The organism is Arthrobacter sp. 01T428 (genome assembly GCF_056398685.1).
In genome coordinates this window covers 1-23,166 of the sequence record NZ_JBFTPW010000028.1, presented here as the reverse complement: position 1 = coordinate 23,166, position 23,166 = coordinate 1, and the positions used below count along the sequence as shown (strand labels likewise).

Genomic DNA, 23,166 nt, shown 5'->3' with positions numbered 1-23,166 from the left:
GTCCAGCATGGCTGGCGCACTGCGCAAGACAATGGTTTATCTTGGGCTCGCCGATGGCGATGAACACTACGAGTCTGAGCAGCACGTGCAGCACACGGACGAGGACCGGTCGGTCGACCACAATCGTGAAGAGCGCCGCGCCCCAGCACCTGTACGTGAAGTAGTTCGTGAAGTCCCCCCTGTCGCCGAAGAGGAATACCGCGCACCCGTGACACCTATCAAGCGTGCGGCGTCCAGCCGCGAAGACGCCTCCGGTCTGAGGCAGATCACCACTGTCCATCCCCGCTCCTACAATGACGCCAAGATCATCGGCGAGAGTTTCCGGGATGGCATCCCGGTGATCATGAACGTCACGGACATGGGCGAGGCAGATGCCAAGCGCCTCGTCGATTTTTCCGCCGGTTTGGTCTTCGGACTCCACGGCAGCATTGAGCGCGTCACCAGCAAGGTTTTCCTGCTGTCGCCGTCGTACGTCGAAGTTCTCGGCGACGACAAGAAGGTCAGCGAAGCGCAAGCAACGTTCTTCAACCAGAGCTAGCGCGGTCAACCCGGATGCCAGGCAGAGCGATCTGCCTGGCATCTGTGTTGCAATAGAGGGACTGACCGGAAAAATGGCGAACTAGGAGATCTGAGCTAACCCGTGGGCATAGTTTTCGGCCTTTTGTACATTGCATTGCTGCTGTTCCTGGTCACCCTCATCATCAGGCTCGTTTTCGATCTGGTGCAGATGTTTGCGCGCCAGTGGCGCCCCCGCGGTGGCGCCTTGGTGGCCGCGCACGTGGTCTATTCCGTGACTGATCCGCCCTTGAAACGGATCCGCCGGCTCATTCCACCGCTGCAGCTTGGTGGGGTGTCCCTTGACCTGGCATTTCTGATCGTGTTTATTGTCGTCAGCATCGCGATGGGATTCGTCTACTCGCTGGCGTAGCTCTTCCGCAGTCCATGTGCCGTCAATCTGTTTTCTTCGGCTAGTGGGTTGCAAACCTCCGACCCAACACGATGGTGTTGAATTGGGGGAATCAGATGATATTTAGGTACCGTAGTTTTGAACGGCCGGAAGGCCTACTGACTAACTAGACCAACGAGGTGACCAGATGGCTTTGACGCCAGAAGACGTTGTCAACAAGCGCTTTCAGCCGACCAAGTTCCGCGAAGGCTACGACCAGGACGAGGTCGACGACTTTCTCGACGAAATCGTCGTCGAGCTGAGGCGCTTGAACCAGGAGAACGACGAGCTCCGCAAGAAGCTCGCCGAAGGCGGAAACCCGGTCCCTGCCAGCGCAGCATCGGCACCCGTGGTCGAGAAGGTGCCCGCTCCGGTGAAGGCCGACAAGGACGCACAGGCCAAGGCGGATGCCGAAGCGAAGGCCGCCGAGGCAGAGAAGAAGAAGGAGCCGGCCGTTGCCGCCGCTCCGGCCCCGGCCGCACCTTCCGCAGGCTCTCCTTCCGCCGAGTCCGCAGCCGGCCTGCTGGCCATGGCCCAGCAGATGCACGACAAGCACGTGGCCGATGGCGAGCAGCAGAAGGAAAAGATCATTGCCGAGGCACAGATCGAAGCCTCCAGCCTCGTCAACGACGCGCAGGACAAGTCCCGCAAGATCCTCGGTGCCCTCGAGCAGCAGCGCAGCGTTCTCGAACGCAAGGTGGAGCAGCTCCGCGGCTTCGAGCGCGACTACCGCTCCCGCCTGAAGGCCTACATCGAAGGCCAGCTGCGTGACCTGGATGCCCGCGGCTCGGTTGCCGCTCCTGAGGTCGGCGAAGCCGCCGCAGAGGTCTAGCAAGTATTCTGAAAGCCGGTGGCTGGGGATTCCTCGGCCACCGGCTTTCGCCTGTTAAGGCGCCAGAAGCCACGGTTACCGAATGAAAGTACTATGAGCGACGAACAAACTGACGGCACAGAACAAACGAACGGCACCACGGAACCGGTCCGCACCAAAGCCCACACGTGGCGTCCGGCACTGCTTTGGGTCTTTGCCGGCTTCGCCGTGTTCGCGTACGCCTTCGATCAACTGACCAAGCTCTGGGTCACCAGCACCATGGTCGAAGGCGAGCGGATCCCTGTGCTTCCTCCGCTCCTGCATTGGTACTACATCCGAAACTCGGGCGCTGCGTTCTCCATCGGTGAAAACGTCACGTGGGTCTTCACGATCGTCATGGCCGCCGTTTCGGTGGTGATTCTGTTCCAAGTGCGTCGATTGGGGTCGGTCTGGTGGTCACTGGCGCTCGGCCTGCTGCTGGGCGGCGCGCTCGGGAACCTTACGGACCGGCTTTTCCGCGAGCCTTCCTTCGCCATGGGCCACGTGGTGGACTTCATCCAGTTGCCCAACTTCGCAATCTTCAACATCGCCGACTCCGCGGTGGTTTCCGGCGTCGTGATCATCTGCCTGCTGACCATACGGGGGATCGGACTCGACGGCTCCCGCCATCATTCCGCCGATTCCGCGCCGGCAAAATCCGGCACGCCGGAAGAACAGGCTCCGGGCGATGTCTGAGCAGTTCGTGGTGCCCGAAGAATTGGGCGGGGCAAGGGCCGACGCGGGCTTGGCGAAGATGATGGATATCTCCCGCTCCGCGGCCGCCTTGTTGATCGCCGAGGGCAATGTCAAAGTCTCTGCGAACACAGTGGGCAAGTCGGCGAAACTCATTGCCGGGTCCGTGTTGGAAGTCACCGTTCCCGAACGCAGGGATCCCTTGGAAGTCGTGGAGGAAGTCGTGGAAGGCCTGAATATCCTGTTGGACGATGACGATTTTGTCGTCATCGACAAGCCGGTCGGCGTGGCGGCGCACCCGTCTCCGGGTTGGGTTGGTCCTACCGTGGTGGGTGGCCTCGCCGGTGCGGGATACCGGATCTCGACGTCAGGCGCGCCTGAACGTGCCGGCATCGTCCACCGCCTCGACGTCGGAACGTCGGGAGTCATGGTCGTGGCCAAGAGCGAACACGCTTACACGGTGCTCAAGCGGGCCTTCAAGGAACGCACGGTGGACAAGGTGTACCACGCAGTGGTCCAGGGCCTGCCGGATCCCCTGGAAGGCACCATAGACGCGCCTATCGGGCGCCACCCCGGGCATGATTGGCGATTCGCGGTGATCGAGGATGGCCGTCCCTCCGTGACGCACTACGAAGTCCTCGAGGCCTACGGCAAGGCGACCCTCGTGGAAATTCATCTTGAGACAGGCAGGACACACCAGATCCGGGTTCACTTCTCGGCCCTCCGGCACCCCTGCGCCGGCGACCTGACCTATGGGGCGGACCCGCGTTTGGCTGCCAACCTGGGACTGACCCGGCAGTGGCTGCACGCGCGGCGGCTTGGCTTCAACCACCCCCGGACCGGCGAGTGGGTGGAAGTCACCAGCCAGTATCCGGCGGACCTGCAATACGCGCTCGAGCTTCTGGAAAGCGGCAACGCGTAGCGCGATCCACGCTTCCAGCGCGCCACTCCAACCGCGGGGTCCCTGCCGGTAGACTGTCGTGGTGACTTCCAGCAATGACTCGTTCGTCCATCTGCACACCCACACCGAATATTCCATGCTGGATGGTGCGGCCCGTCTCACTGAGTTGTTTGACGAGACCGAGCGGTTGGGCATGCCGGCATTGGCCACCACGGACCACGGGTACTTGTTCGGTGCCTTCGATTTCTGGAAGAAGGCCACGGACAAAGGCATCAAGCCGATCATCGGCGTCGAGGCCTATGTCACGCCGGGCACGGCGCGCGGCGACAAGGAGCGCGTCCGTTGGGGCGACGAGAGCCAGCGGAAAGACGACGTGTCCGGTGGTGGTTCCTACACCCACATGACGTTGTTGAGCTACAACAACGCGGGCATGCGGAATCTGTTCCGGGCATCCTCGATTGCTTCGCTCGACTCGGTGTTCGGCAAATGGCCACGCTTGGACCGGGAGTTGCTGAACACCTATTCCGAAGGCCTGATCGCCACCACCGGTTGCCCTTCCGGTGAAGTCCAGACCCGCCTCCGGCTGGGACAATACCGGGAGGCGCTGGCTGCGGCATCCGAGTTCCGCGACATCTTCGGTGCGGAAAACTACTTCTGCGAACTGATGGACCATGGCCTGGACATCGAGCGGCGGGTCACTGGCGATCTGCTGCGCCTGGCCAAGGAACTGAAGCTTCCGCTCGTGGCCACCAATGACCTCCACTACACGCACGAGCATGATGCGAAGGCCCACGAGGCGCTTTTGGCGATCCAGTCGGGCTCCACTCTGCTTGAGCCCACCTATGACAACGGCGGCTCCCGGTTCGCTTTCTCCGGCAGCGGCTACTACTTGAAGTCGCCGCAGGAGATGCGCGAGCTGTTCCGCGACCATCCCGAGGCCTGCGACAACACCTTGTTGATCGCAGAGCGCTGCGAAGTGTCCTTCAACACGGGCGCGAACTACATGCCTCGGTTCCCCTGCCCTCCCGGCGAGGACGAGACGTCCTGGCTCGTCAAGGAAGTGGCCACGGGACTCGATTACCGCTACCCGGACGGCGTCCCGGACAAGGTGCGCAAGCAAGCCGACTATGAGCTTGACGTCATCACCTCCATGGGCTTCCCGGGCTACTTCCTCGTGGTGGCCGACTTCATCAACTGGGCAAAGAACAACGGAATCAGGGTGGGCCCGGGCCGTGGTTCGGGTGCGGGCTCCATGGTGGCGTACGCCATGCGCATCACCGACCTCGACCCGCTGGAACACGGCCTGATTTTCGAGCGCTTCCTCAACCCGGACCGCGTATCCATGCCCGACTTCGACGTCGACTTCGATGATCGTCGCCGTTCCGAGGTGATCGACTACGTCACCCGGAAGTACGGCGACGAGCGCGTTGCCATGATTGTCACCTACGGAACCATCAAGACCAAGCAGGCGCTCAAGGACTCCTCCCGCGTGCTTGGCTACCCGTTCAGCATGGGTGAACAGCTCACCAAGGCCCTGCCACCGGCCGTGATGGCCAAGGACATTCCGCTGGCGGACATCCAGAACCCGGAGGCCAAGCGCTATGGCGAGGCCGGCGACTTCCGCCAGCTGATCAGCACCGACCCGGAGGCTGCCAAGGTCTTCGAGACCGCGCTGGGCATTGAGGGGCTGAAGCGGCAGTGGGGCGTGCATGCCGCCGGTGTCATCATGTCCTCGGACCCCATCATCGACGTCATTCCTGTCATGCGCCGCATCCAGGACGGCCAGGTCATCACGCAGTTCGATTACCCGACGTCCGAAGGCCTTGGCCTGATCAAGATGGACTTCCTCGGCTTGAGGAACCTGACGATCATTTCCGACGCGCTGGAAAACATCAAGATGAACCGGGGCGTCGACCTCGATCTTGAGCACCTGGCGTTGGACGACCCGGCGTCGTACGAGTTGCTGGCGCGCGGCGACACTTTGGGGGTCTTCCAGCTCGACGGCGGACCCATGCGGTCGCTGCTCAAGCTCATGAAGCCTGACAACTTCGAAGACATCTCCGCCGTGTTGGCGCTGTACCGGCCAGGTCCCATGGGTGCCAACGCGCACACCGACTACGCCCTGCGCAAGAACAAGATCCAGGAAGTCATCCCGATCCATCCGGAGCTCGAGGAACCGCTCTCGGAAATCCTCGGCGGAACCTACGGCCTGATCGTGTACCAGGAGCAGGTCATGGCCGTGGCCCAGAAGCTGGCCGGTTACTCACTGGGTCAAGCCGATATCCTGCGCCGCGCCATGGGCAAGAAGAAGAAATCCGAACTGGACAAGCAGTTCGCCGGCTTTTCCCAAGGCATGCAGGACAACGGCTACTCCATGGAGGCCGTCAAGACCCTGTGGGACATCCTGCTCCCGTTCTCCGACTACGCCTTCAACAAGGCGCACTCCGCAGCGTACGGTGTCATCTCCTACTGGACTGCGTACCTGAAGGCCCACTACGCCCCCGAATACATGGCTGCCCTGCTCACGTCCGTGGGCGACGACAAGGACAAATCGGCGATCTACCTCAATGAGTGCCGGCGCATGGGCATCACGGTCCTACCGCCGGACGTCAACGAGTCAAGCCTCAACTTCACTCCTGTGGGAACCGACATCCGCTTCGGAATGGGGGCCATCCGCAACGTCGGCGTCAACGTGGTGGAAGCCATGGTGGCGGCCCGTGCGAGCGAGGGCGCCTACACCTCCTTCAAGGACTTCCTCATGAAGGTCCCGGCGGTGGTCTGCAACAAGCGCACCATCGAGTCCCTCATCAAGGCCGGCGCGTTCGACTCCCTCGGCCATCACCGGCGTGCTTTGGCCATGGTGCACGAAGAAGCGATCGACTCCGTCATCACGCTCAAGCGCAATGAGGCGATCGGCCAGTTCGATCTCTTCGCCGGATTCGAGGACCAGGAGCCGCAGGCCTCCCTGAGCACGGAGATCCCGGACCTGCCGGAATGGGAGAAGAAGGACAAGCTCGCCTTCGAGCGGGACATGCTGGGACTCTATGTTTCGGACCACCCCCTGCAGGGGCTTGAGGGCGTGCTGAGCCAGCATGCAGAGCAATCGATCACGTCTATTCTCGGAGAAGACGGACCGCACGACGGCGCCATCGTCACCATTGCGGGCATGATCACTTCACTCAGCCGCAGGATCGCCAAAGCAAGCGGCAACGCCTACGCGCGGGCGGAGATCGAAGACCTCGGTGCTTCCATCGAGGTCATGTTCTTCGGCCAGGTGTACGGGCCTATCGCTTCGGTCCTCGCGGAGGACCTGATCGTGGTGGTCAAGGGCCGCTTGCAGCGGCGCGACGACGGTGCGGTCACCTTGAACTGCATGGAGCTCTCGGTTCCGGACCTGAGCGAGAGCACCAACGGTCCTCTCGTCATCACGATGCCCACCTACAAGGCAACCGAAGCCGTCGTCACCGATCTTCGCGATGTTTTGACCACCCACCGGGGAAACTCCGAGGTCAGGCTCCACTTGCAGGGCGACTCCAAGGTCGAGGTCATGGGCTTGCCCGTGCACCTGCGCGTGAATCCCACCCCGTCACTTTTCGGTGACCTCAAGGTACTTCTTGGCCCGACCTGCCTGGACACGTGACCGGCCGGCTACCTGAGCCGGCCGGCCGGTAACGCTGGATTTCCTGCCCTCACCGGATTTTCCTGCCCTGACTAAATTTCATAGTCGAGCGGAACCGGCTGGCCGTAGGAGCCCGAGTGGTACAGCAGGGGAGTGTCGTCCTCGCCGACCAGCCCGTCGACAACCTCCACCACCACGATCGCGTTGTTTTCGAAGGACAGGCGCATCTGGATCTTGCCGATCAGCCAGCCGGCCACGTTCTTGAGGATGGGGACATCGAAGGGCCCTGGCTCCCAATGATCGCCTTCAAACCTTTCCTGGGTGCGGGCGAAGCGGTCCGCGAGGGCCTGGTTCTCGAGGCCGAGCATGTGCAAGCCGATATACGTCGAATTCGCCACCGCCGGCCAGGAACTGGAACTGCGGGACATGTTGAACGTGAAGCGGGGCGGCTCGGCCGACAGCGAAGCCACGGAGGTCGCAGTGAACCCGAAAGGCTTGCCGTTGAGGTCGGCAGTGATGATGGCCACGCCGGCGGCATGCCGGCGGAACATTTGCTTGAATGTTGCTTCAAAAGCTGGATTGTCCGAAGCCACTTTGCCGATCTCCTGCGTGAGCTATTGGTATTAACGCTGGTGGATTCAGCGTATTCCGCTGCTCGCCGGCACGCTTGCTTGTTGGGCGTCCAGAAACGTTTGTTAATGTTTGTGTCATGACCAAGCCAACATCGAACCTTCTCGTCTCCGGCCCCGCGGGGGATACTGACCCGGACACCGGAACGGACACGCGGGACCGCACATGGTGGCTTTGGCTCGCGGTGCCCGCCGCCGCGGGCGTTGGGCTGGGCCTCGCTTGGTGGCTGTTGGCTCCGGGTGGCCTCAACGTGATCTCGGGAAATCCTGCCCTCGCCGATCCGACGGCTTCGGCGGGGCGGCTCCCGAGGGATTTGGTCCTTGCCGGGCTTCTGCTGCTTTCCGGCTGCTTCACCGCGGTCCTGCTCGACAGCAAGGTCCGGAGGCCGGGGCACGGCCTCCGCACGTTCCTTGCCGTTCTCGGTGGTGCCGTAGGGGCCTTGGTGGCCTGGCAGGTGGGTCTGCTGGCCGCGCAATGGTGGGGCTCCGCCTCGAGTGGAAGTGACGGCTTCTCATTACGGTCGGTGACGGCCCTCTTGCTGTGGCCAGGGGCGACGGCCCTTGTGACATTCCTCCTGACGCTTTTCAGCTTGATGGGAAAGCAGCCGGAGGGACCGCCGCTTGCCCCGTAAAATGATCTGGTGACCAATTTCCCGGAGAATCCTGCCGAAACCGCCGCCCAGTCCCTGGACTTCCACCGCATTGACTTGCGCGGACGGTCCCTGACCTTGGCGGAACTGCGCGCCGTGGTGCCCCGGGCGAAACATCAGACCATGGCGGACGCCGAGCAAAAAGTCCTGGACATCATTGCGGCCGTCCGTTCCCGCGGCTTCGAAGCGCTTGGGGAGTTCGCATTGGCGTTCGACGGCGTGGAACAGTCCCATCCGCGAGTGCCGGCTGCCGCCCTTGCCGAAGCCCTTGAAAACCTGGATCCTTCAGTGCGCGCAGCCCTGGAGGAATCCATCCGCCGTGCCCGGCGTTTTGCGGATGGCCAACGGCCTGCGAACGTCGACGTTGAACTGGGGGACGGCGCCGTCGTCAGCCAGAACTGGGTACCCGTGGGCCGCGTGGGTTTGTATGTTCCCGGCGGCCTGGCCGTCTACCCGTCCTCCGTCATCATGAACGTTGTTCCGGCGCTGGCCGCCGGGGTTGCCTCGATTGCCTTGGCTTCCCCGCCCCAGAAGGACTTCGGAGGCCTGCCCCACCCCACCATCCTGGCAGCTGCCGCTTTGCTCGGCATCGACGAGGTCTATGCCATTGGAGGCGCCCAGGCGATTGTTTCCTTTGCCTACGGCATCCCCGGGGCTGCCGATGATCAGGCCATCGAACCGGTGGACGTTGTGACCGGTCCGGGAAACATTTTCGTGGCCACCGCGAAGCGTCTTGTGAAAGGCGTCGTGGGGATCGACTCCGAGGCCGGCACCACCGAGATCGCCATTTTGGCTGATGTTTCGGCCCGTCCGGCGCTCGTGGCCGCTGACCTCATCAGCCAGGCAGAGCACGACCCCAAGGCGGCGTCTGTCCTGATCACCGACTCCGAGGAACTTGCCTCCGCTGTGCAGCGGGAACTCACGGTGCAGGCAGGAACCACGAAGCATGGCGAGCGGGTCACTACCGCATTGTCGGGACCCCAGTCGGGCGTGGTGCTGGTGGACGATGTCGAGCAGGGCATCGCGGTCTGCGATGCCTACGCGGCAGAGCACCTGGAAATCATGACGGCGGACGCAGCAGCGGTCGCCGCAAGGATCCGCAACGCGGGCGCGATTTTCGTGGGGGACTACAGCCCGGTCAGCCTCGGAGACTACTGTGCAGGATCCAACCACGTTTTGCCCACGAGCGGCACCGCAGCCTTCTCTTCCGGACTGAACGTGACAACATTCCTCAGGGCCGTACAGGTGATCAACTACGACAAGGCTGCCTTGGAGCAAGTCAGCAAACACATCGTGAGCCTGTCCGATGCCGAAGACCTGCCCGGCCACGGCGACGCCGTAAAGATTCGTTTCGCGGAGGCCTAAACCACTACATGTATGGGTCACAACCACTACATATAGTAATTACAGTCTTGTCATTAGGCCTTATATAGCCGTAAACTGGTGCCGGAAGTCAAACTTCCGGCACCTTTTGCGTTCCCGGCCGATCCCGCCGCGGGGACAGGTGGCCGGGAACCGAGCAGGGGAGGCCCAGCGTGTATTGTCCGTTCTGCCGAAACCCCGACTCACGTGTTGTGGACAGTCGAATGGCCGACGACGGCTCGGCCATCCGCCGTCGGCGCCAGTGCCCCGAGTGCGGACGCCGTTTCACCACCGTGGAGACCACCAGCCTTTCCGTCATCAAACGCTCGGGCGTGGGGGAACCCTTCAGTCGGATCAAGATCATCAACGGCGTTCGCAAGGCCTGCCAAGGCCGTCCAGTGACCGAGGACGACCTTGCGATGCTGGCCCAGGAAGTCGAAGAAAACATCCGCTCTTCCGGTGCGGCGGAGATCGATGCCCACGAGGTCGGCCTGGCCATCCTTGGACCACTCCAGAAGCTGGACGAAGTCGCCTACTTGCGATTTGCCAGCGTTTACCAGGCCTTCGAATCGCTTGAGGACTTCGAGTCGGCCATTTCGCTGCTCCGCCACGAAGCCGAAACCGCAGCCGCGGATAATGCGGCGAAGGGCGCCAAGGGCAAGAGCTCCGAGAAGAGCCCCATCTAGCTCCGGTGGCGGCAGCGGAGGGGAAGCCGCAGCCGCCACCGGCACCACGTCTACTTGGCGAGCTTGTGGTGGAGGGCGACGTCCAGCGCGGCCCCCACGATTCCGGCGTCGTTCTTCAGTTCCGCCGTGACGATGCGTGTCCGCAGATCCAAGTGCGGGAAGTACTCGTCCGAACGCTTCGAGATACCGCCACCGATGATGAAGAGCTCGGGGGAGAACAGGAACTCGACGTGGGAGAGATAGCGCTGCAGCAGCACGCTGTACTCTTCCCAGCTCAAGCCGTCGCGTTCACGCGCGACGGCGGATGCCTTCGTCTCGGCGTCGTGGCCGTCCACTTCGAGGTGGCCGAGCTCGGCGTTGGGCACCAGGTGCCCGTTGAAGATGAAGGCCGAGCCGATGCCCGTTCCGAGGGTGATCACCAGAACCGTGCCGTCGACGCCTTCGCCTGCGCCGTAGCGGGCTTCAGCGAGACCGGCCGCGTCGGCGTCGTTGATGACCTCGACGGGACGGTCCAGGCGCTTGGTGAGGAGCGAATCAATGTCCGTGTCGAGCCAGGACTTGTCCACGTTGGCGGCAGAGCGGACCACGCCGTGCTGGATGATTCCGGGGAAAGTGACTCCCACGGGCGAACCCTTGGCCGGAGCATCCTCACGGGCCGACAACTCTTCGACGATCTGTGCGATCACTTCGGCGACGGCTTCGGGAGTGGCGGGTTGCGGCGTCGGTATGCGGAGGCGGTCCCCGAGCAGCTTGCCTTTCTTGAGATCGACGATGCCGCCCTTGATGCCGGTGCCACCGACGTCGATGCCGATCAGCGGGCCGTTCTTGTGGATCTTCTCATCCTTCTTGGTCAATGCGTTTCCGTTCATGGCAGGAGGGGTGGGCATGTCGCAGCGCGAACGGCTGCAGGTGACCTTCCGGAGAGCTTAGGGAAGAGTCAGGATTTCGGCGCCGGTCTCGGTGACCAACAGGGTGTGTTCAAATTGTGCGGTCCGCTTGTGGTCCCGGGTGACGACGGTCCATTCATCGGGCCACATGTCCCACTCGATCGTTCCAAGGGTGAGCATGGGTTCAATCGTGAAGACCATTCCGGCTTCGATGATGGTGTTGTAGGCCGGCGCGGCGTCGTAGTGGGGGATGATCAGGCCGGTGTGGAACGCCTCGCCGACGCCGTGGCCCGTGAAGTCACGGACCACGCCGTAGCCGAAGCGTTTCGCGTACGACTGGATGGCACGGCCGATCACGTTGATTTCGCGGCCGGGCGCTACGGCCTTGATGGCCCGGTTGAGCGACTCCTGGGTGCGTTCCACCAGGAGCCGGGACTCGTCGTCGACCTCGCCCACCAGGAAGGTGTAGTTCGTGTCGCCGTGGACGCCGTTGATGTAGGCCGTGATGTCGATGTTCAGGATGTCGCCGTCCCGGACGACGGTGCTGTCCGGGATGCCGTGGCAGATGACCTCGTTGAGCGAGGAGCACAGGGACTTGGGGAAGCCGCGGTAGCCAAGCGTCGACGGGTAGGCCTGGTGGTCCAGGATGAACTCGTGGCCGATCCGGTCCAACTGGTCGGTTGTGACGCCGGGCTCGATGTGCTTGCCGACCTCGACGATCGCCTGGGCCGCGATTTTGCTGGCGATGCGGATCTTCTCGATGGTTTCCGCAGACTTGACCTCTGAACCGGTGAACTTCGCGGGTCCCGGCTTGCCGACATACTCCGGGCGCGGGATGGACGCCGGAACAGGCAGCTGTGGGCTGACGGTCCCACGGGTCAGCGTGCCGATGGGTGCGGTCAGAGCGGGAGAAGGCATAGATTGATCATATAAGGGACGCACGAGACGCAAGTAACTAAGAAGCTAAATATCGGCCCGTGCGAAGGCACCGGCCCCGCCGGGCTTGCGGCGGGATTCGAAAAGGAGAAACCGTGGCGGAGTTCTGGTACAACGTTCAGACACACCAAATCGAAGAGGACGCGATGTCCGACTGGTCCCAGCTGATCGGTCCCTACAAGACCCGCGAAGAAGCGGAGCACGCCCTCGAAAAGGTCAAGGCCCGCAACGAAGCCTGGGACAAGGACGAGGAGGACTGAAGCTGCTTCCTCCTAGAAGGAGTGTTCCGGGCCGGGGAACTGGCCGGACCTGACGTCGTCGGCGTAGGCCTTCGCCGCGGCGCCCAGGGTGGTGCGAAGATCCGCGTATTGCTTGACGAACTTGGCCATCTTGCCGCCGCGCAGTCCGGCCATGTCCTGCCACACCAGAACCTGTCCAGTGGTCGCGTTGCCTGCGCCGATTCCTATAGTCGGTACGTCAATGGCTGCGTCGACGGCGGCAGCTGTTTCAGCGGGAACCATCTCCATGAGCACACAGAACGCTCCGGCATTTGCGAGGGCAACGGCGTCTTCGACGAGGCGCGCGGCGTCGTCGCCCCGGCCCTGGACGCGGTAGCCGCCCAGCGAGTGTTCGCTCTGGGGCGTGAAGCCGATGTGCGCCATGACGGGAATGCCTGCCTGGACCATGGCCCGCACAGTTCCCGCATAGAACGCGCCACCTTCGATCTTGACGGCGTGGGCCAAACCTTCCTTCAGGAAGCGGACGCCTGTTGCCACTGCCTGCTCCGGCGACACTTCGTAGCTGCCAAAGGGAAGATCGGCCACTACCAAGGCACGCTTGGCGGACCGGGCCACCGCGCGGCACAAGGGGAGGAGCTCGTCGACGGTCACAGGGAGGCTGGTTTCGTTCCCGAAGACGTTGTTGGACGCCGAATCGCCGATCAGCAGGACCTCGATGCCGGCCTGGTCGAAAATTTCCGCCGTGTATTGCTCGTAGGCGGTCAACATCGCAAAGCGCTCACCCTTGGCCTTGGCCTGCTGCAGATGATGGGTGCGGATCCTCGCGGCGGGCTTCGGTGTTGAAGCATCCGCTGAAGCCCCGGAACCTGCCGCGGCGGGTCCCGTTCCGTAAGGCGCGGGAATTTCGGAGGGCATGCTGGAATCGGAACTGTTGCTTGGGGCCATGGATAGAGCGTATGCGGTAGCGGCCGTCCTAGCCACCGGCGCATGGGGAGCCTCACATTTGTAAACGCTGTGTTACGCGAACCGGGGGTGCAGCCAATCCGGGCCAATGCTTAGTAGAGTGAATGCTGAGTTGTCGTCGGCTTCGAATCCCGAATCCGCGGCATGGACGTTGACCCGGAAATGAGGCCCCATGGACCGCCAGCAAGAGTTCGTTCTGCGAACTATCGAAGAGCGTGATGTGCGCTTCGTACGCTTGTGGTTTACCGACGTCGTCGGTTCCCTGAAATCGGTGGCACTTGCGCCGGCAGAAGTGGAAGGCGCCTTCGAAGAAGGCCTGGGTTTCGACGGCTCGGCCATCGAGGGCCTCGCCAGGGTGTTCGAATCCGACATGCTTGCCCAGCCAGACCCCTCCACGTTCCAGATCCTCCCGTGGCGTGGTGAAACCGAGCAGACCTCCAGGATGTTCTGCGACATCCTGACCCCCGACGGCGAGCCGTCGGCTGCAGACCCCCGGAACGTGCTCAAGCGCACCCTCGCCAAAGCCGCGGACATGGGCTTCACGTGCTACACGCATCCCGAGATCGAGTTCTACCTCCTCAAGTCCCAGGACCTCGATGCCAACGGCGTTCCTGTTCCCGTTGACGAGGGCGGCTACTTCGACCACGTACCCGGCGGCGTGGCACAGGACTTCCGTCGCACGGCCGTCACCATGCTTGAATCCGTGGGCATTTCCGTTGAGTTCAGCCACCATGAGGGCGGACCCGGCCAGAACGAGATCGATCTCCGCTACGCGGACGCCCTCCAGACGGCGGACAACATCATGACCTTCCGCACGGTCATCAAGGAAGTGGCCCTGCAGCAGGGAACCTACGCCACCTTCATGCCCAAGCCGTTCACCGACCACCCGGGTTCAGGCATGCACACCCACTTTTCGCTGTTCGAGGGTGACACCAACGCCTTCTACGAAGCCGGCGCCGAATTCCAGTTGTCCAAGACCGCACGCCAATTCATTGCCGGTATCCTCCGCCACGCGCCGGAATTCACCGCCGTCACCAACCAGTTCGTCAATTCGTACAAGCGTCTCTGGGGCGGCGGCGAAGCGCCGAGCTACCTGAGCTGGGGGCACAACAACCGTTCGGCCCTGGTTCGCGTGCCGCTCTACAAACCGGGCAAGGGCCAGTCCGCACGGATCGAATACCGCGGCATTGACTCCGCCACCAACCCGTATCTCGCCTACGCAGTGTTGCTCGGTGCCGGGCTCAAGGGCATCGAGGAAGGCTACGACCTTCCGGCCGCCGCGGAAGACGACGTTTGGTCGCTGACTTCGGCCGAGCGCAAGGCGATGGGTCACACTCCGCTTCCGGCCAGCCTCCACGACGCCATCCGCGCCATGGAGGATTCGGAACTCGTAGCGGACATCCTCGGCGAACAGGTCTTTGACCACTTCCTGCGCAACAAGCGTGCGGAATGGCAGGACTACCGGCTCCAGGTCACGCCTTACGAGCTCAAGCGCAATCTCGGCATTCTCTAGGCTGTGAGTGTGAGCCTGGCCCGCCGGCTCATCTCGGCCGGTTTCAGCGACCTTGAAAAGGGTGAGCGGTTCCTTGCCGCGCGTGAACTCGACGGCATCGACCAAGACACGATCTTCGCCGGTCTGCACCTCAGCGCCAACCCGGACACCGCGTTGCAGTCGCTGGTCCGTCTGATTGAGAAGCATCCCTCGCTCAGGCAGCTCGCCGGGGAGCACCCGGATCGGAGCGAGCCGCTTTACCGCTTGCTGGGGGCATCCGAAGCCTTGGGGGAGTTCCTGATCAGGCATCCGGAACACCTGGACGTCTTCGATGTCCGCGTCAGCCCGGAGCCCTTGTCCGCCGATGCCAGTGAGCTCCGGACGAAGCTGCTCCGATCGGTCAAGGCAGACCCCAACTCTCCCCGGCCCGTTGCCGCGATGACCGGAGCCAGCGCCTACACGGCTCTCCGGACGGCTTACCGTCGCGGGCTCACCGAACTAGCCATCAAGGACCTCTGCGCCGCCAGTCCGCAGGACTTCATGCCCGCCGTCGGTGCCGAACTGGCCGACCTCGCCGGTGCCGCGATAGAGGCGGCCCTCGCCGTTGCCAGGGCCGAAGCCGCGGCGACTTTCGATCCCGCCGATATTGCCGGCGTCGGGCTGGCCGTCATCGGCATGGGCAAATGCGGTGCCCGGGAGCTCAACTACATCTCCGACGTCGACGTCATCTACGTGATCGAGGCACCGGACCTGGAGGACGCCGAGGCCGCGACCATCGGCACGGCCTTGGCCGCCGGGATATCCCGTGCCATTTCATCCACGGGGACCGAACCGGGTCTGTGGGAGGTCGACGCGAACCTGCGGCCCGAGGGGAAATCCGGTCCCCTCGTCAGGACGTTGCCCTCGCACTTGAGCTACTACGCGAAATGGGCTGAAAGCTGGGAGTTCCAGGCGCTCCTCAAGGCCCGGACCATCGCAGGAGACAGGGACCTGGGCTCGCGTTACGAGCAGGCTGTCCAGCCGCTCGTGTGGGCTTCCGCCGGCCGGGAAGGGTTCGTGGAATCGGTGCAGGCGATGCGCCGCAGGGTGACGAACAACATCGCCCCGGCCGAAGAGCAGCGCCAGATCAAACTCGGTCCCGGCGGGCTGCGCGATGTCGAGTTCACGGTCCAGCTCCTGCAACTTGTCCACGGAAAGTCCGATGAAACGCTCCGTTGCCGGGATACGACGTCGGCAATATCCGCGCTGTCCGCGGGCGGCTACATCGGCCGGGTGGACGCCGCTGCCTTCGACGCGGCCTACCGCTATCTGCGGGTACTTGAGCACCGCATCCAGTTGTTCCAGATGCGCCGTACCCACCTCATGCCCACAAGCCAGGAGTCTTTGCGGTTCCTCGCCAAGGCCGTCCTGGGGCCCTTTTCCACAGGCAGGCCGCATCCGGACGCGCTGGTTGAAACCTGGCAGAAGACCAAACGGTCCGTTCGGGAACTGCATGACCGCATCTTCTACCGGCCGCTGCTCAACACGGCCGCGAAGTTGAGTACCGAAGACGCCCGGCTCACTCCGGAAGCCGCCCAAGGGCGGCTTGCGGCACTCGGTTACCGCGACCCGCAAGGCGCCATGCGCCACATCGAGGCCCTCACGGCCGGGGTCAGCCGGCGCGCCGCACTGCAGCGGCAGTTGCTCCCCATCCTTCTCGGCTGGCTCGCCGAAGGTGTGGACCCCGACGCCGGACTGCTCGCCTTCCGCCGTGTCAGCGAAGCACTCGGAACCACCCATTGGTATCTCGGGATGCTCCGGGACTCGCAAGCGGCGGCCGAACGGCTTTGCCACGTGCTCTCCAACTCACGGCTCATCGCGGATCTCCTCGAGGTTTCCCCGGAATCCGTTGCGTGGCTTGGTTCCGACAAGGAACTCATGCCGCTGAGCTTCGAGGCGCAGTGGCAGGAAATCCAGTCCAAGATGTCGCGCCACGCCGATCCGGAAAACGCGATGCGGCTTATACGGCTCATCAGGCGCCGGGAAATCCTCCGGATCGCCATCGCGGACAGTTCCGGCCTCCTGGAACAGGACGCAGTGGGCACGGCGTTGGCCGATGCCGACCGGGCTGCGGTTCTGGGCGCCTTGCACGTCGCCGAGTCCATCGTGGCTTCCGAGGGGCCCCTCACGACGCACGTGTTGGTAGTCGCCATGGGCAGGCAAGGCGGACGCGAGATCGGCTACGGCTCGGACGCCGACGTCATGTACGTCCACCGTGCCCTCCCCGGGGCGGGTGAATCCGAAGCCCAGCAACAAGCCCTTGCCATTGTGGGACACATTTCCACCTTGTTGACCCAACCCCTCAAACCGGCCATCCTGGCGGAGCGGGTCCTCACCGTCGACGCCGATCTTCGTCCCGAGGGGAAGAACGGGGCCATGGTCCGTTCCCTCGAGTCATACGCGGAGTATTACCGGCGATGGTCCCTCATCTGGGAAGCCCAGGCGCTGTTGCGGGCACAACCCATGGCCGGCAACGACGAATTGGCCGCGGAATTCCTTTGGCTCATCAACCCGATCCGGTACCCCGAATCGCTCGCCGAGACGGATGTGCGCGAGATCCGGCGCGTCAAGGCACGGGTTGAGTCGGAACGGCTCCCGAGAGGCGCCGATCCAGCCAGGCACGTCAAGCTCGGCCGGGGCGGACTGAGCGACGTCGAATGGCTGGTGCAGCTGTTGCAGCTCCAACACGCCGGGAAGCATCCACAACTGCGGACCACGTCAACCCTGCAGGCCCTCGACGCGATCGAGTCGTTGGGCCTGATCGACAAGGGCGACATCGTGTTGCTTCGCGAAGCCTGGCGGCTCGCGAGCCGCATCCGCTCGGCGAATGTGATATGCACCGGGCGTGCCTCGGATCTCCTCCCTGCTTCCCGAAGGGACCTGGAGGCCGTTGCCAGGTGGTGCGGTTACCCTCCCGGGCAGGCTGCGGTGTTCGAAGAAGACTATCTTCGCTTGAGCCGGCGGACCCGGGCGGTGTTCGAAAAGGACTTCTACGGCCAGTGAGCTTCAGGCCGGGCCGTCCCGCGAAGTACGAGGGCGGCTAAGCTCGAAGGATGCTGGAAACCGTGTGGCTCATTCCCCTGAAGGATCTCGACGACGATGCCCGCGCCATCACGCTCGGCGACGTCGCCGTCATGGAATTGGCCGCGGGGCAGGAAGACTTCGTCGGGGACCCGTTCAAGATGATGCTCATGGGGCTGGAAGACGAAAGCCGCCTGCCGTACGTGATCGAAGCGGCAGGCGCCGCCATCGGAGTATTTACCTTGCAGGCTGGTGCCGCAACCCTGGCAGGATGGCACGACGACGATTCCGCCTGGCTCTTGCGCGGGTTCCTGATCGACCAGAAGCGCCAGGGGAGAGGCCTGGGCTCCCTGTCTGCTGTGGCCGCTGCCCGGGAAGCGCAGAAGCTGACAGCAAGGCTGGGTGGCGGGCAGGCCGGCGTCGTGCTTTCCGTCAACGAACACAATCCTGCCGCCAAGGCTGCCTACGCAAACGCGGGTTTTGTCGAGACCGGCAAGTATTTGGGTGGTTCCGCCGGTCCGCAATGGACCATGTACCGGGGTTTCGGCGACTAAGCAGTACCTAGGACTCGACCAGCGTCACGATTGTTTCCGGGCGCACGCCGTCGAATTTCATCGCCTCGGCGGCAGCTTCGGACTCCAGCGTTCGCTGGAACGTCTCCATGTCCGGGACGTCGACGATCAAACCAACCCGGTTGGTTTTTTCCGGGTCCACGAACGTTCGAACTGTGAAGCCCAGGGGTCCGAAGAGTTCTTCCCGTTTCGGCGAGCTAAGCCAGTGCTCAACGTCATCGACCTCGTGGAAGATCATCAAGGTTGTCATCGTATGCCTCCGCTTTGAGTAGTTGCGTCAGGAGCCGGAAGGGATGAGGACTCTCTCTCAAGCATCCTGATCACGCTGAACGTACCACGGCGTCCACGCCCGCGACAGGGGCGTTGGAATGGCAGAACCGGGCGTGAATGCCGGTTCCGGTAGGCACGCCGGATTGCCCCATGGTTTCGGCTCTGCGGCGCGCCGCGGACACAGACGCTCGCTCACTTATGTGGGTGTTTGGCCGGACGCTCGCTCACCTATGTGGGTGTTTGGCCGGACGCTCGCTCACCTATGTGGGTGTTTGGCCGGACGCTCCTGCAGACATGACCTCAAGGTGGACGTGTCCCTTTATGTGAGCGGGCGTCCCGGGAAGGATTAGAATAATAAGCATGCTTATAGTAAGGTTGCTGAGGTTTGCACAGCGATAAAGGCAATCATCAGAATGTTTACGACTGAAACTGGAGCTACATCATGAATGTCATCCTCGGAATCGTCGCGGTCATCGCGATCCTTTTCTTTATCATTGGCGGCACCGTAAAGGCCCTGGGATTCCTTCTCTGGATCGCCCCGATATTGATCGTCTTGGCGATCATCGTCTTCCTCTTCCGGTTGATTAGCGGGCGCCGGCGGGTGTAGGAAAAATTGGGGGTCCGGCCCCTGCGATCCGGGGTCTTTACCAAAAGAACGGCTGTGTCTTAGCGGGCACAGCCGTTCTTTTTTGTGGGCACGAGTCCGACGGCGTTAAAGGGAAAGGGCCGCAGTTCACAAAAATGAACTGCGGCCCTTCATTTGCCTCGTGCGGTGTTACTAGACGCCGTAGTAGAGCTCGAACTCGTACGGGTTCGGGCGCAGCGACAGCGGACGGATCTCGTTCTCGTACTTGTACTCAATCCACGTGTCGATCAGGTCCTGGGTGAAGACACCGCCGGCCTGCAGGAACTCGTTGTCCTCGCGCAGGGCCTCGAGTGCTTCCTCAAGGGAGCCCGGAGCCTTGGGGATGTCCTTGGCTTCCTCTGCAGGCAGTTCGTACAGGTCCTTGTCGATCGGAGCCGGGGGCTCGATGCGGTTGCGGATACCGTCGATGCCGGCCATGAGCTGGGCGGAGAACGCCAAGTACGGGTTGGACGCGGCGTCCGGAGCGCGGAACTCGATGCGCTTGGCCTTCGGGTTGGAGCCCGTGATCGGGATGCGGATGCCGGCGGAGCGGTTGCCCTGCGAGTAGACCATGTTGACCGGAGCTTCGAAGCCCTTGACCAGGCGGCGGTAGGAGTTGACCGTCGGGTTGGTGAAGGCGAGCACGGCAGAGGAGTGCTTCAGCAGGCCGCCGATGTACCAGCGTGCAGTGTCGGACAGGCCGGCGTAGCCCTTCTCGTCGTAGAACAGCGGGTCGCCGTTGCTCCAGAGCGACTGGTGGCAGTGCATACCAGAGCCGTTGTCACCGAAAATCGGCTTCGGCATGAAGGTTACGGACTTGCCGTACTCCCACGCGGTGTTCTTGATGACGTACTTGAACTTCTGCAGGTCATCGGCTGCGTGGACCAGCGTGGTGAACTTGTAGTTGATCTCGGCCTGGCCGGCAGCGCCGACTTCGTGGTGCGAGCGCTCGACTTCGAGGCCTGCTTCGTCCAGGGCGATGCACATGGCGTCGCGGAGGTCGGCCTGGTGGTCAACCGGGGAAACCGGGAAGTAGCCGCCCTTGAAGGGGGTCTTGTAACCGAGGTTTCCGCCTTCTTCTTCGCGGCTCGTGTTCCAAGGGGCTTCAATCGAGTCGACCTTGTAGAAGGAACCCTGCGGGGAGGATTCGAACTGGACGTTGTCGAAGACGTAGAACTCAGCTTCGGGAGCAAAGAATGCCGTGTCCGCAATGCCGGTGGAGGCCAAGTAGGCTTCTGCCTTTTCGGCAACGCCGCGCGGGTCGCGGTGGTACGGGTCGCCGGTGCGCGGGTTCACGATGGAGAAGTTCAATGCCAGGGTCTTCTCGATGCGGAAGGCGTCGATGAAGGCCGTGGTGACGTCCGGGATGAGCTGCATGTCGGACTCGGCGATGCCCTGGAAACCGCGGATGGAAGATCCGTCAAAGAGCTGGCCGTTGACAAAGAAGTCAGCGTCAACGCTCTTGGCCGGCACATTGAAGTGCTGCTGGACGCCCGGAAGATCGGTGAAGCGGATATCGACGAACTTAACATCTTCGTCTTTGATGAACTTGAGGACTTCGTCCGCAGTCTTGAACATCTATGCTCCTAACGCATAACAGGTAACAGGCCCCTCGGGCCGTCTGGTCCAGCGCAAACCGAAAGCAGGGAAACAAAAAAGTATCCCTGATGCGGCGGCTAGCAACTTCTCCAACCATAGGGAAATGGGATTTCCCCGGAGTGTCAGTATTGTTTCGAGCAGGTTACAGAACTGCCTGCCGTGTAAACGCTACTGGTCTACTGCAGTGCCAGTCTATGTCTTTCGCCTGTGTGTCTGTTTCCTTGTGAAGACAGCCAACAGCCCGCCAGCGCCACCTCCCGCCGTCGGGCGTGCGATGGTGAAGCCGTAAGCTTGAAGTGTGGTTGATCGTAAAGATATTGGTTCATGGCTCACAGGGCCGGACACGTCCGGAATTTCCAAGTACCCGGGAGCGCGGCTCGGCCTCCCTGAATCCGGTCCAGGCTCCATGGCCCGGGCCGGCCGTCGCATCCTGGCAATCTGCATCGACTGGGTCATTGCCCTGGTGATCAGCAACTTTGCCTTCGGCGGCAACCAATGGGCGACACTCGCTGTCTTTGCGGTGGAACAGGTCCTTCTCATCGGCACACTGGGCTACAGCATCGGACACCGGGTTGCGGGCATCCACGTGGTACGGCTCGGAGGAGCGCAGGCAGGACCCTTGGCCGCTTTGGTCAGGACGATCCTCTTGTGCCTGGTGATTCCCGCGGTTGTTTTCGATCCTGACCAGCGTGGCCTCCACGACAGGGCCATGAACACGATCCTCATTCGGATGTAACTTTTTGCGCAGACAAAAAAGCCGCCCGTTCCTGGAGATTCCAGGAACGGGCGGCTTTTGTCGTGGTTAGCGTCCGCGTGCGGCCTTGCGGTCAGGGCGTGCCTTGTATGGGTCGATGCCCTTCGGGATCGGCAGGCGGTTGCCCAGCGAAGAGATTCGCTTGCTGACAGCGCCGACCTCAACCTTGGTGAGTTCGTTCTTGTATTTGTTCATGGTCTTTGCGATCTGGCTGATGGGCACTTGGCCTTCGCCACGACCGCTTTCGATCACGTGAATGGTGACGTTCGGCAGGATACGGGCGAGCTTCTTGCGCTCGGCGTCAACCAGCGGCTTGACGCGATGCGACGGTCCCTCGCTGACCAGCACGACGCCGGGCCGGCCGATGGCGCGGAAGACGGCGTCCTGCGTACGCGGGTTGACGGCGACCGGCTGGTCTTCCGTGATCCAGCCGCGGCGCAGGGTTCCCAAAGCCGCACCGGAAGCTCCGGGCTGGTTCTCGATCTGCGCGAAGGCCGCACGTTCCGCGCGCCGCGAGAGGATGAAGACAGCTGCCAGCAGGCCCAAGGGGATGCCGATGATCAGGCCGGTGACCCAGTTGTTCAGGAAGAACCCGACGACGAGGCTGACAGCAACGACGCCAAGGAACGCCAACAGCATGAGCCACACGACGATGGGGTCATTGCGGCGGGTCATCTTGAAGACCTCGCCGATCTGCTTCAGCTGGCTCGGCTTCTTGGCCTTGGCTTCCTTGGGCTTGCGGGAAAACAAGCCGCGCTTGGGAGCGTCGGCAGCCGATGTTGTCGAGTTGCTGGAATCAGGGGATTTCGCCATAGTGCCTTAATTCTACGTGATTTATGCCAAAGGACCGGACGCCGGATTTGTCCGGGGTCCGGTCCTTTGACCGTGCTTTAGCCGACGTGCTATGCGTGGTGTGCGAGGAGGGTGCGGGCTTCCTGGCGGGTGGTGCCGGAGTCCTGGATGCCTTCGGCGATGTGGGCCAGGTGGGCGGGGATTTCGCGGCCTTTTTTGCGCATCGCGGTGGCCCAGAGGCGTCCGGCGCGGTAGGAGGAGCGGACCAGGGGGCCGGACATGACGCCGAGGAAGCCGATTTCCTCGGCTTCGGTGGCGAGTTCGACGAATTCCTGGGGTTTGACCCAGCGGTCCACGGGCAGGTGCCGTTCGGAGGGGCGCAGGTACTGGGTGATGGTGATCAGGTCGCAGCCCGCGGCGTGCAGGTCACGCAGGGCTTCGGAGATCTCTTCCCGGGTTTCGCCCATGCCCAGGATCAGGTTGGATTTGGTGACCATGCCGTGGGCGCGGCCCTGGGTGATGACGTCCAGGGAGCGGTCGTAGCGGAACGCGGGGCGGATGCGCTTGAAGATCCGGGGCACGGTTTCGACGTTGTGCGCGAAGACTTCGGGGGCGGAGTCGCAGATCGCGCTGATGTGGTC

The 23,166-nt window shown here is 62.8% G+C and carries 23 protein-coding genes; 15 read left to right on the top strand and 8 right to left on the bottom strand.

Annotated elements, in window-relative coordinates; translation table 11 throughout:
* The first annotated feature begins 7 nt into the window (after positions 1-7).
* The 6 genes from AC1DJB_RS21355 to dnaE all read left to right on the top strand — a co-directional run bounded on the left by AC1DJB_RS21355 (position 8) and on the right by dnaE (position 7,030).
* Positions 8-538, top strand: coding sequence for a cell division protein SepF (locus AC1DJB_RS21355; RefSeq protein WP_059389142.1), 531 nt, complete (start codon positions 8-10; stop codon positions 536-538).
* A 102-nt stretch (positions 539-640) separates the two neighbouring features.
* Entirely contained in the window at positions 641-928 is a 288-nt protein-coding gene (locus AC1DJB_RS21350) for a YggT family protein (RefSeq protein WP_284991575.1), read from the top strand.
* Positions 929-1,094: 166 nt separating this feature from the next.
* Entirely contained in the window at positions 1,095-1,778 is a 684-nt protein-coding gene (locus AC1DJB_RS21345; RefSeq protein WP_441438348.1) for a DivIVA domain-containing protein, read from the top strand.
* Between the two features lie 93 nt (positions 1,779-1,871).
* Positions 1,872-2,492 carry a signal peptidase II gene (gene lspA, locus AC1DJB_RS21340; protein ID WP_059389140.1) on the top strand — a complete coding sequence of 207 codons (621 nt, stop codon included), beginning with the start codon at positions 1,872-1,874 and terminating at the stop codon, positions 2,490-2,492.
* Positions 2,485-3,411 carry an RluA family pseudouridine synthase gene (locus AC1DJB_RS21335; protein WP_284991573.1) on the top strand — a complete coding sequence of 309 codons (927 nt, stop codon included), beginning with the start codon at positions 2,485-2,487 and terminating at the stop codon, positions 3,409-3,411. Before lspA ends, AC1DJB_RS21335 begins: the two co-directional genes overlap by 8 nt.
* Positions 3,412-3,472: 61 nt before the next feature.
* Positions 3,473-7,030: a DNA polymerase III subunit alpha gene (dnaE, locus tag AC1DJB_RS21330; RefSeq protein WP_059389138.1), complete on the top strand. Its 3,558-nt coding sequence runs from the start codon at positions 3,473-3,475 to the stop codon at positions 7,028-7,030.
* Between the two features lie 71 nt (positions 7,031-7,101).
* On the opposite strand, the gene AC1DJB_RS21325 is transcribed toward dnaE, so the two are convergent.
* Positions 7,102-7,560: a flavin reductase family protein gene (locus AC1DJB_RS21325; RefSeq protein WP_113990687.1), complete on the bottom strand. Its 459-nt coding sequence runs from the start codon at positions 7,558-7,560 to the stop codon at positions 7,102-7,104.
* 158 nt (positions 7,561-7,718) lie between these two features.
* On the opposite strand from AC1DJB_RS21325, the gene AC1DJB_RS21320 reads away from it, so the two are divergent.
* The 3 genes from AC1DJB_RS21320 (at position 7,719) to nrdR (ending at position 10,336) form a co-directional block, all read left to right on the top strand.
* A complete protein-coding gene (locus AC1DJB_RS21320) occupies positions 7,719-8,270 on the top strand; it encodes a hypothetical protein (protein WP_476910803.1) in 552 nt (183 codons plus the stop codon).
* Between the two features lie 9 nt (positions 8,271-8,279).
* Entirely contained in the window at positions 8,280-9,653 is a 1,374-nt protein-coding gene (gene hisD / locus AC1DJB_RS21315) for a histidinol dehydrogenase (RefSeq protein ID WP_476910802.1), read from the top strand.
* A gap of 170 nt (positions 9,654-9,823) precedes the next feature.
* Positions 9,824-10,336: a transcriptional regulator NrdR gene (gene nrdR, locus AC1DJB_RS21310; RefSeq protein WP_084784530.1), complete on the top strand. Its 513-nt coding sequence runs from the start codon at positions 9,824-9,826 to the stop codon at positions 10,334-10,336.
* Between the two features lie 50 nt (positions 10,337-10,386).
* Here nrdR and ppgK read toward each other — a convergent pair whose 3' ends face one another.
* Both ppgK and map read right to left on the bottom strand, forming a co-directional pair.
* Positions 10,387-11,190: a polyphosphate--glucose phosphotransferase gene (ppgK, locus tag AC1DJB_RS21305; protein WP_284991624.1), complete on the bottom strand. Its 804-nt coding sequence runs from the start codon at positions 11,188-11,190 to the stop codon at positions 10,387-10,389.
* A gap of 72 nt (positions 11,191-11,262) precedes the next feature.
* Positions 11,263-12,141: a type I methionyl aminopeptidase gene (gene map / locus AC1DJB_RS21300; RefSeq protein WP_059389133.1), complete on the bottom strand. Its 879-nt coding sequence runs from the start codon at positions 12,139-12,141 to the stop codon at positions 11,263-11,265.
* Positions 12,142-12,254: 113 nt separating this feature from the next.
* Between map and AC1DJB_RS21295 the strand changes: the two genes are divergently transcribed.
* A complete protein-coding gene (locus AC1DJB_RS21295; RefSeq protein ID WP_113990679.1) occupies positions 12,255-12,419 on the top strand; it encodes an SPOR domain-containing protein in 165 nt (54 codons plus the stop codon).
* A 12-nt stretch (positions 12,420-12,431) separates the two neighbouring features.
* Here AC1DJB_RS21295 and panB read toward each other — a convergent pair whose 3' ends face one another.
* Entirely contained in the window at positions 12,432-13,343 is a 912-nt protein-coding gene (gene panB / locus AC1DJB_RS21290; RefSeq protein WP_441438345.1) for a 3-methyl-2-oxobutanoate hydroxymethyltransferase, read from the bottom strand.
* 190 nt (positions 13,344-13,533) lie between these two features.
* Here panB and AC1DJB_RS21285 point away from each other — a divergent pair, with 190 nt between their 5' ends.
* From AC1DJB_RS21285 to AC1DJB_RS21275, 3 genes are read left to right on the top strand one after another with little or no spacing between them, the layout of a single operon-like run.
* Positions 13,534-14,874, top strand: a complete 1,341-nt coding sequence (locus AC1DJB_RS21285; RefSeq protein ID WP_284751784.1) for a glutamine synthetase family protein — start codon at positions 13,534-13,536, stop codon at positions 14,872-14,874.
* Positions 14,875-14,883: 9 nt separating this feature from the next.
* Entirely contained in the window at positions 14,884-17,895 is a 3,012-nt protein-coding gene (locus tag AC1DJB_RS21280) for a bifunctional [glutamine synthetase] adenylyltransferase/[glutamine synthetase]-adenylyl-L-tyrosine phosphorylase (protein WP_284991570.1), read from the top strand.
* A 50-nt stretch (positions 17,896-17,945) separates the two neighbouring features.
* On the top strand, positions 17,946-18,467 hold the full coding sequence (locus tag AC1DJB_RS21275; protein WP_059389130.1) for a GNAT family N-acetyltransferase: 522 nt from the start codon (positions 17,946-17,948) through the stop codon (positions 18,465-18,467).
* 7 nt (positions 18,468-18,474) lie between these two features.
* On the opposite strand, the gene AC1DJB_RS21270 is transcribed toward AC1DJB_RS21275, so the two are convergent.
* On the bottom strand, positions 18,475-18,735 hold the full coding sequence (locus AC1DJB_RS21270; RefSeq protein WP_059389129.1) for a hypothetical protein: 261 nt from the start codon (positions 18,733-18,735) through the stop codon (positions 18,475-18,477).
* Positions 18,736-19,197: 462 nt separating this feature from the next.
* Between AC1DJB_RS21270 and AC1DJB_RS21265 the strand changes: the two genes are divergently transcribed.
* On the top strand, positions 19,198-19,362 hold the full coding sequence (locus AC1DJB_RS21265) for a DUF2207 domain-containing protein (RefSeq protein ID WP_148667595.1): 165 nt from the start codon (positions 19,198-19,200) through the stop codon (positions 19,360-19,362).
* Positions 19,363-19,533: 171 nt separating this feature from the next.
* Here AC1DJB_RS21265 and glnA read toward each other — a convergent pair whose 3' ends face one another.
* Positions 19,534-20,958 (bottom strand): type I glutamate--ammonia ligase, encoded by a 1,425-nt coding sequence (gene glnA / locus AC1DJB_RS21260; RefSeq protein ID WP_059389128.1) that lies wholly within the window; start codon positions 20,956-20,958, stop codon positions 19,534-19,536.
* A 319-nt stretch (positions 20,959-21,277) separates the two neighbouring features.
* Here glnA and AC1DJB_RS21255 point away from each other — a divergent pair, with 319 nt between their 5' ends.
* On the top strand, positions 21,278-21,715 hold the full coding sequence (locus tag AC1DJB_RS21255; RefSeq protein ID WP_059389127.1) for an RDD family protein: 438 nt from the start codon (positions 21,278-21,280) through the stop codon (positions 21,713-21,715).
* A gap of 66 nt (positions 21,716-21,781) precedes the next feature.
* Here the strand turns inward: AC1DJB_RS21255 and AC1DJB_RS21250 are convergent, their stop codons facing one another.
* Positions 21,782-22,546 (bottom strand): DUF4191 domain-containing protein, encoded by a 765-nt coding sequence (locus AC1DJB_RS21250; RefSeq protein WP_059389126.1) that lies wholly within the window; start codon positions 22,544-22,546, stop codon positions 21,782-21,784.
* 89 nt (positions 22,547-22,635) lie between these two features.
* Positions 22,636-23,166, bottom strand: a 531-nt coding sequence (locus AC1DJB_RS21245) for a lipoyl synthase (protein WP_476910801.1), incomplete at its 5' end; no start/stop codon positions are given.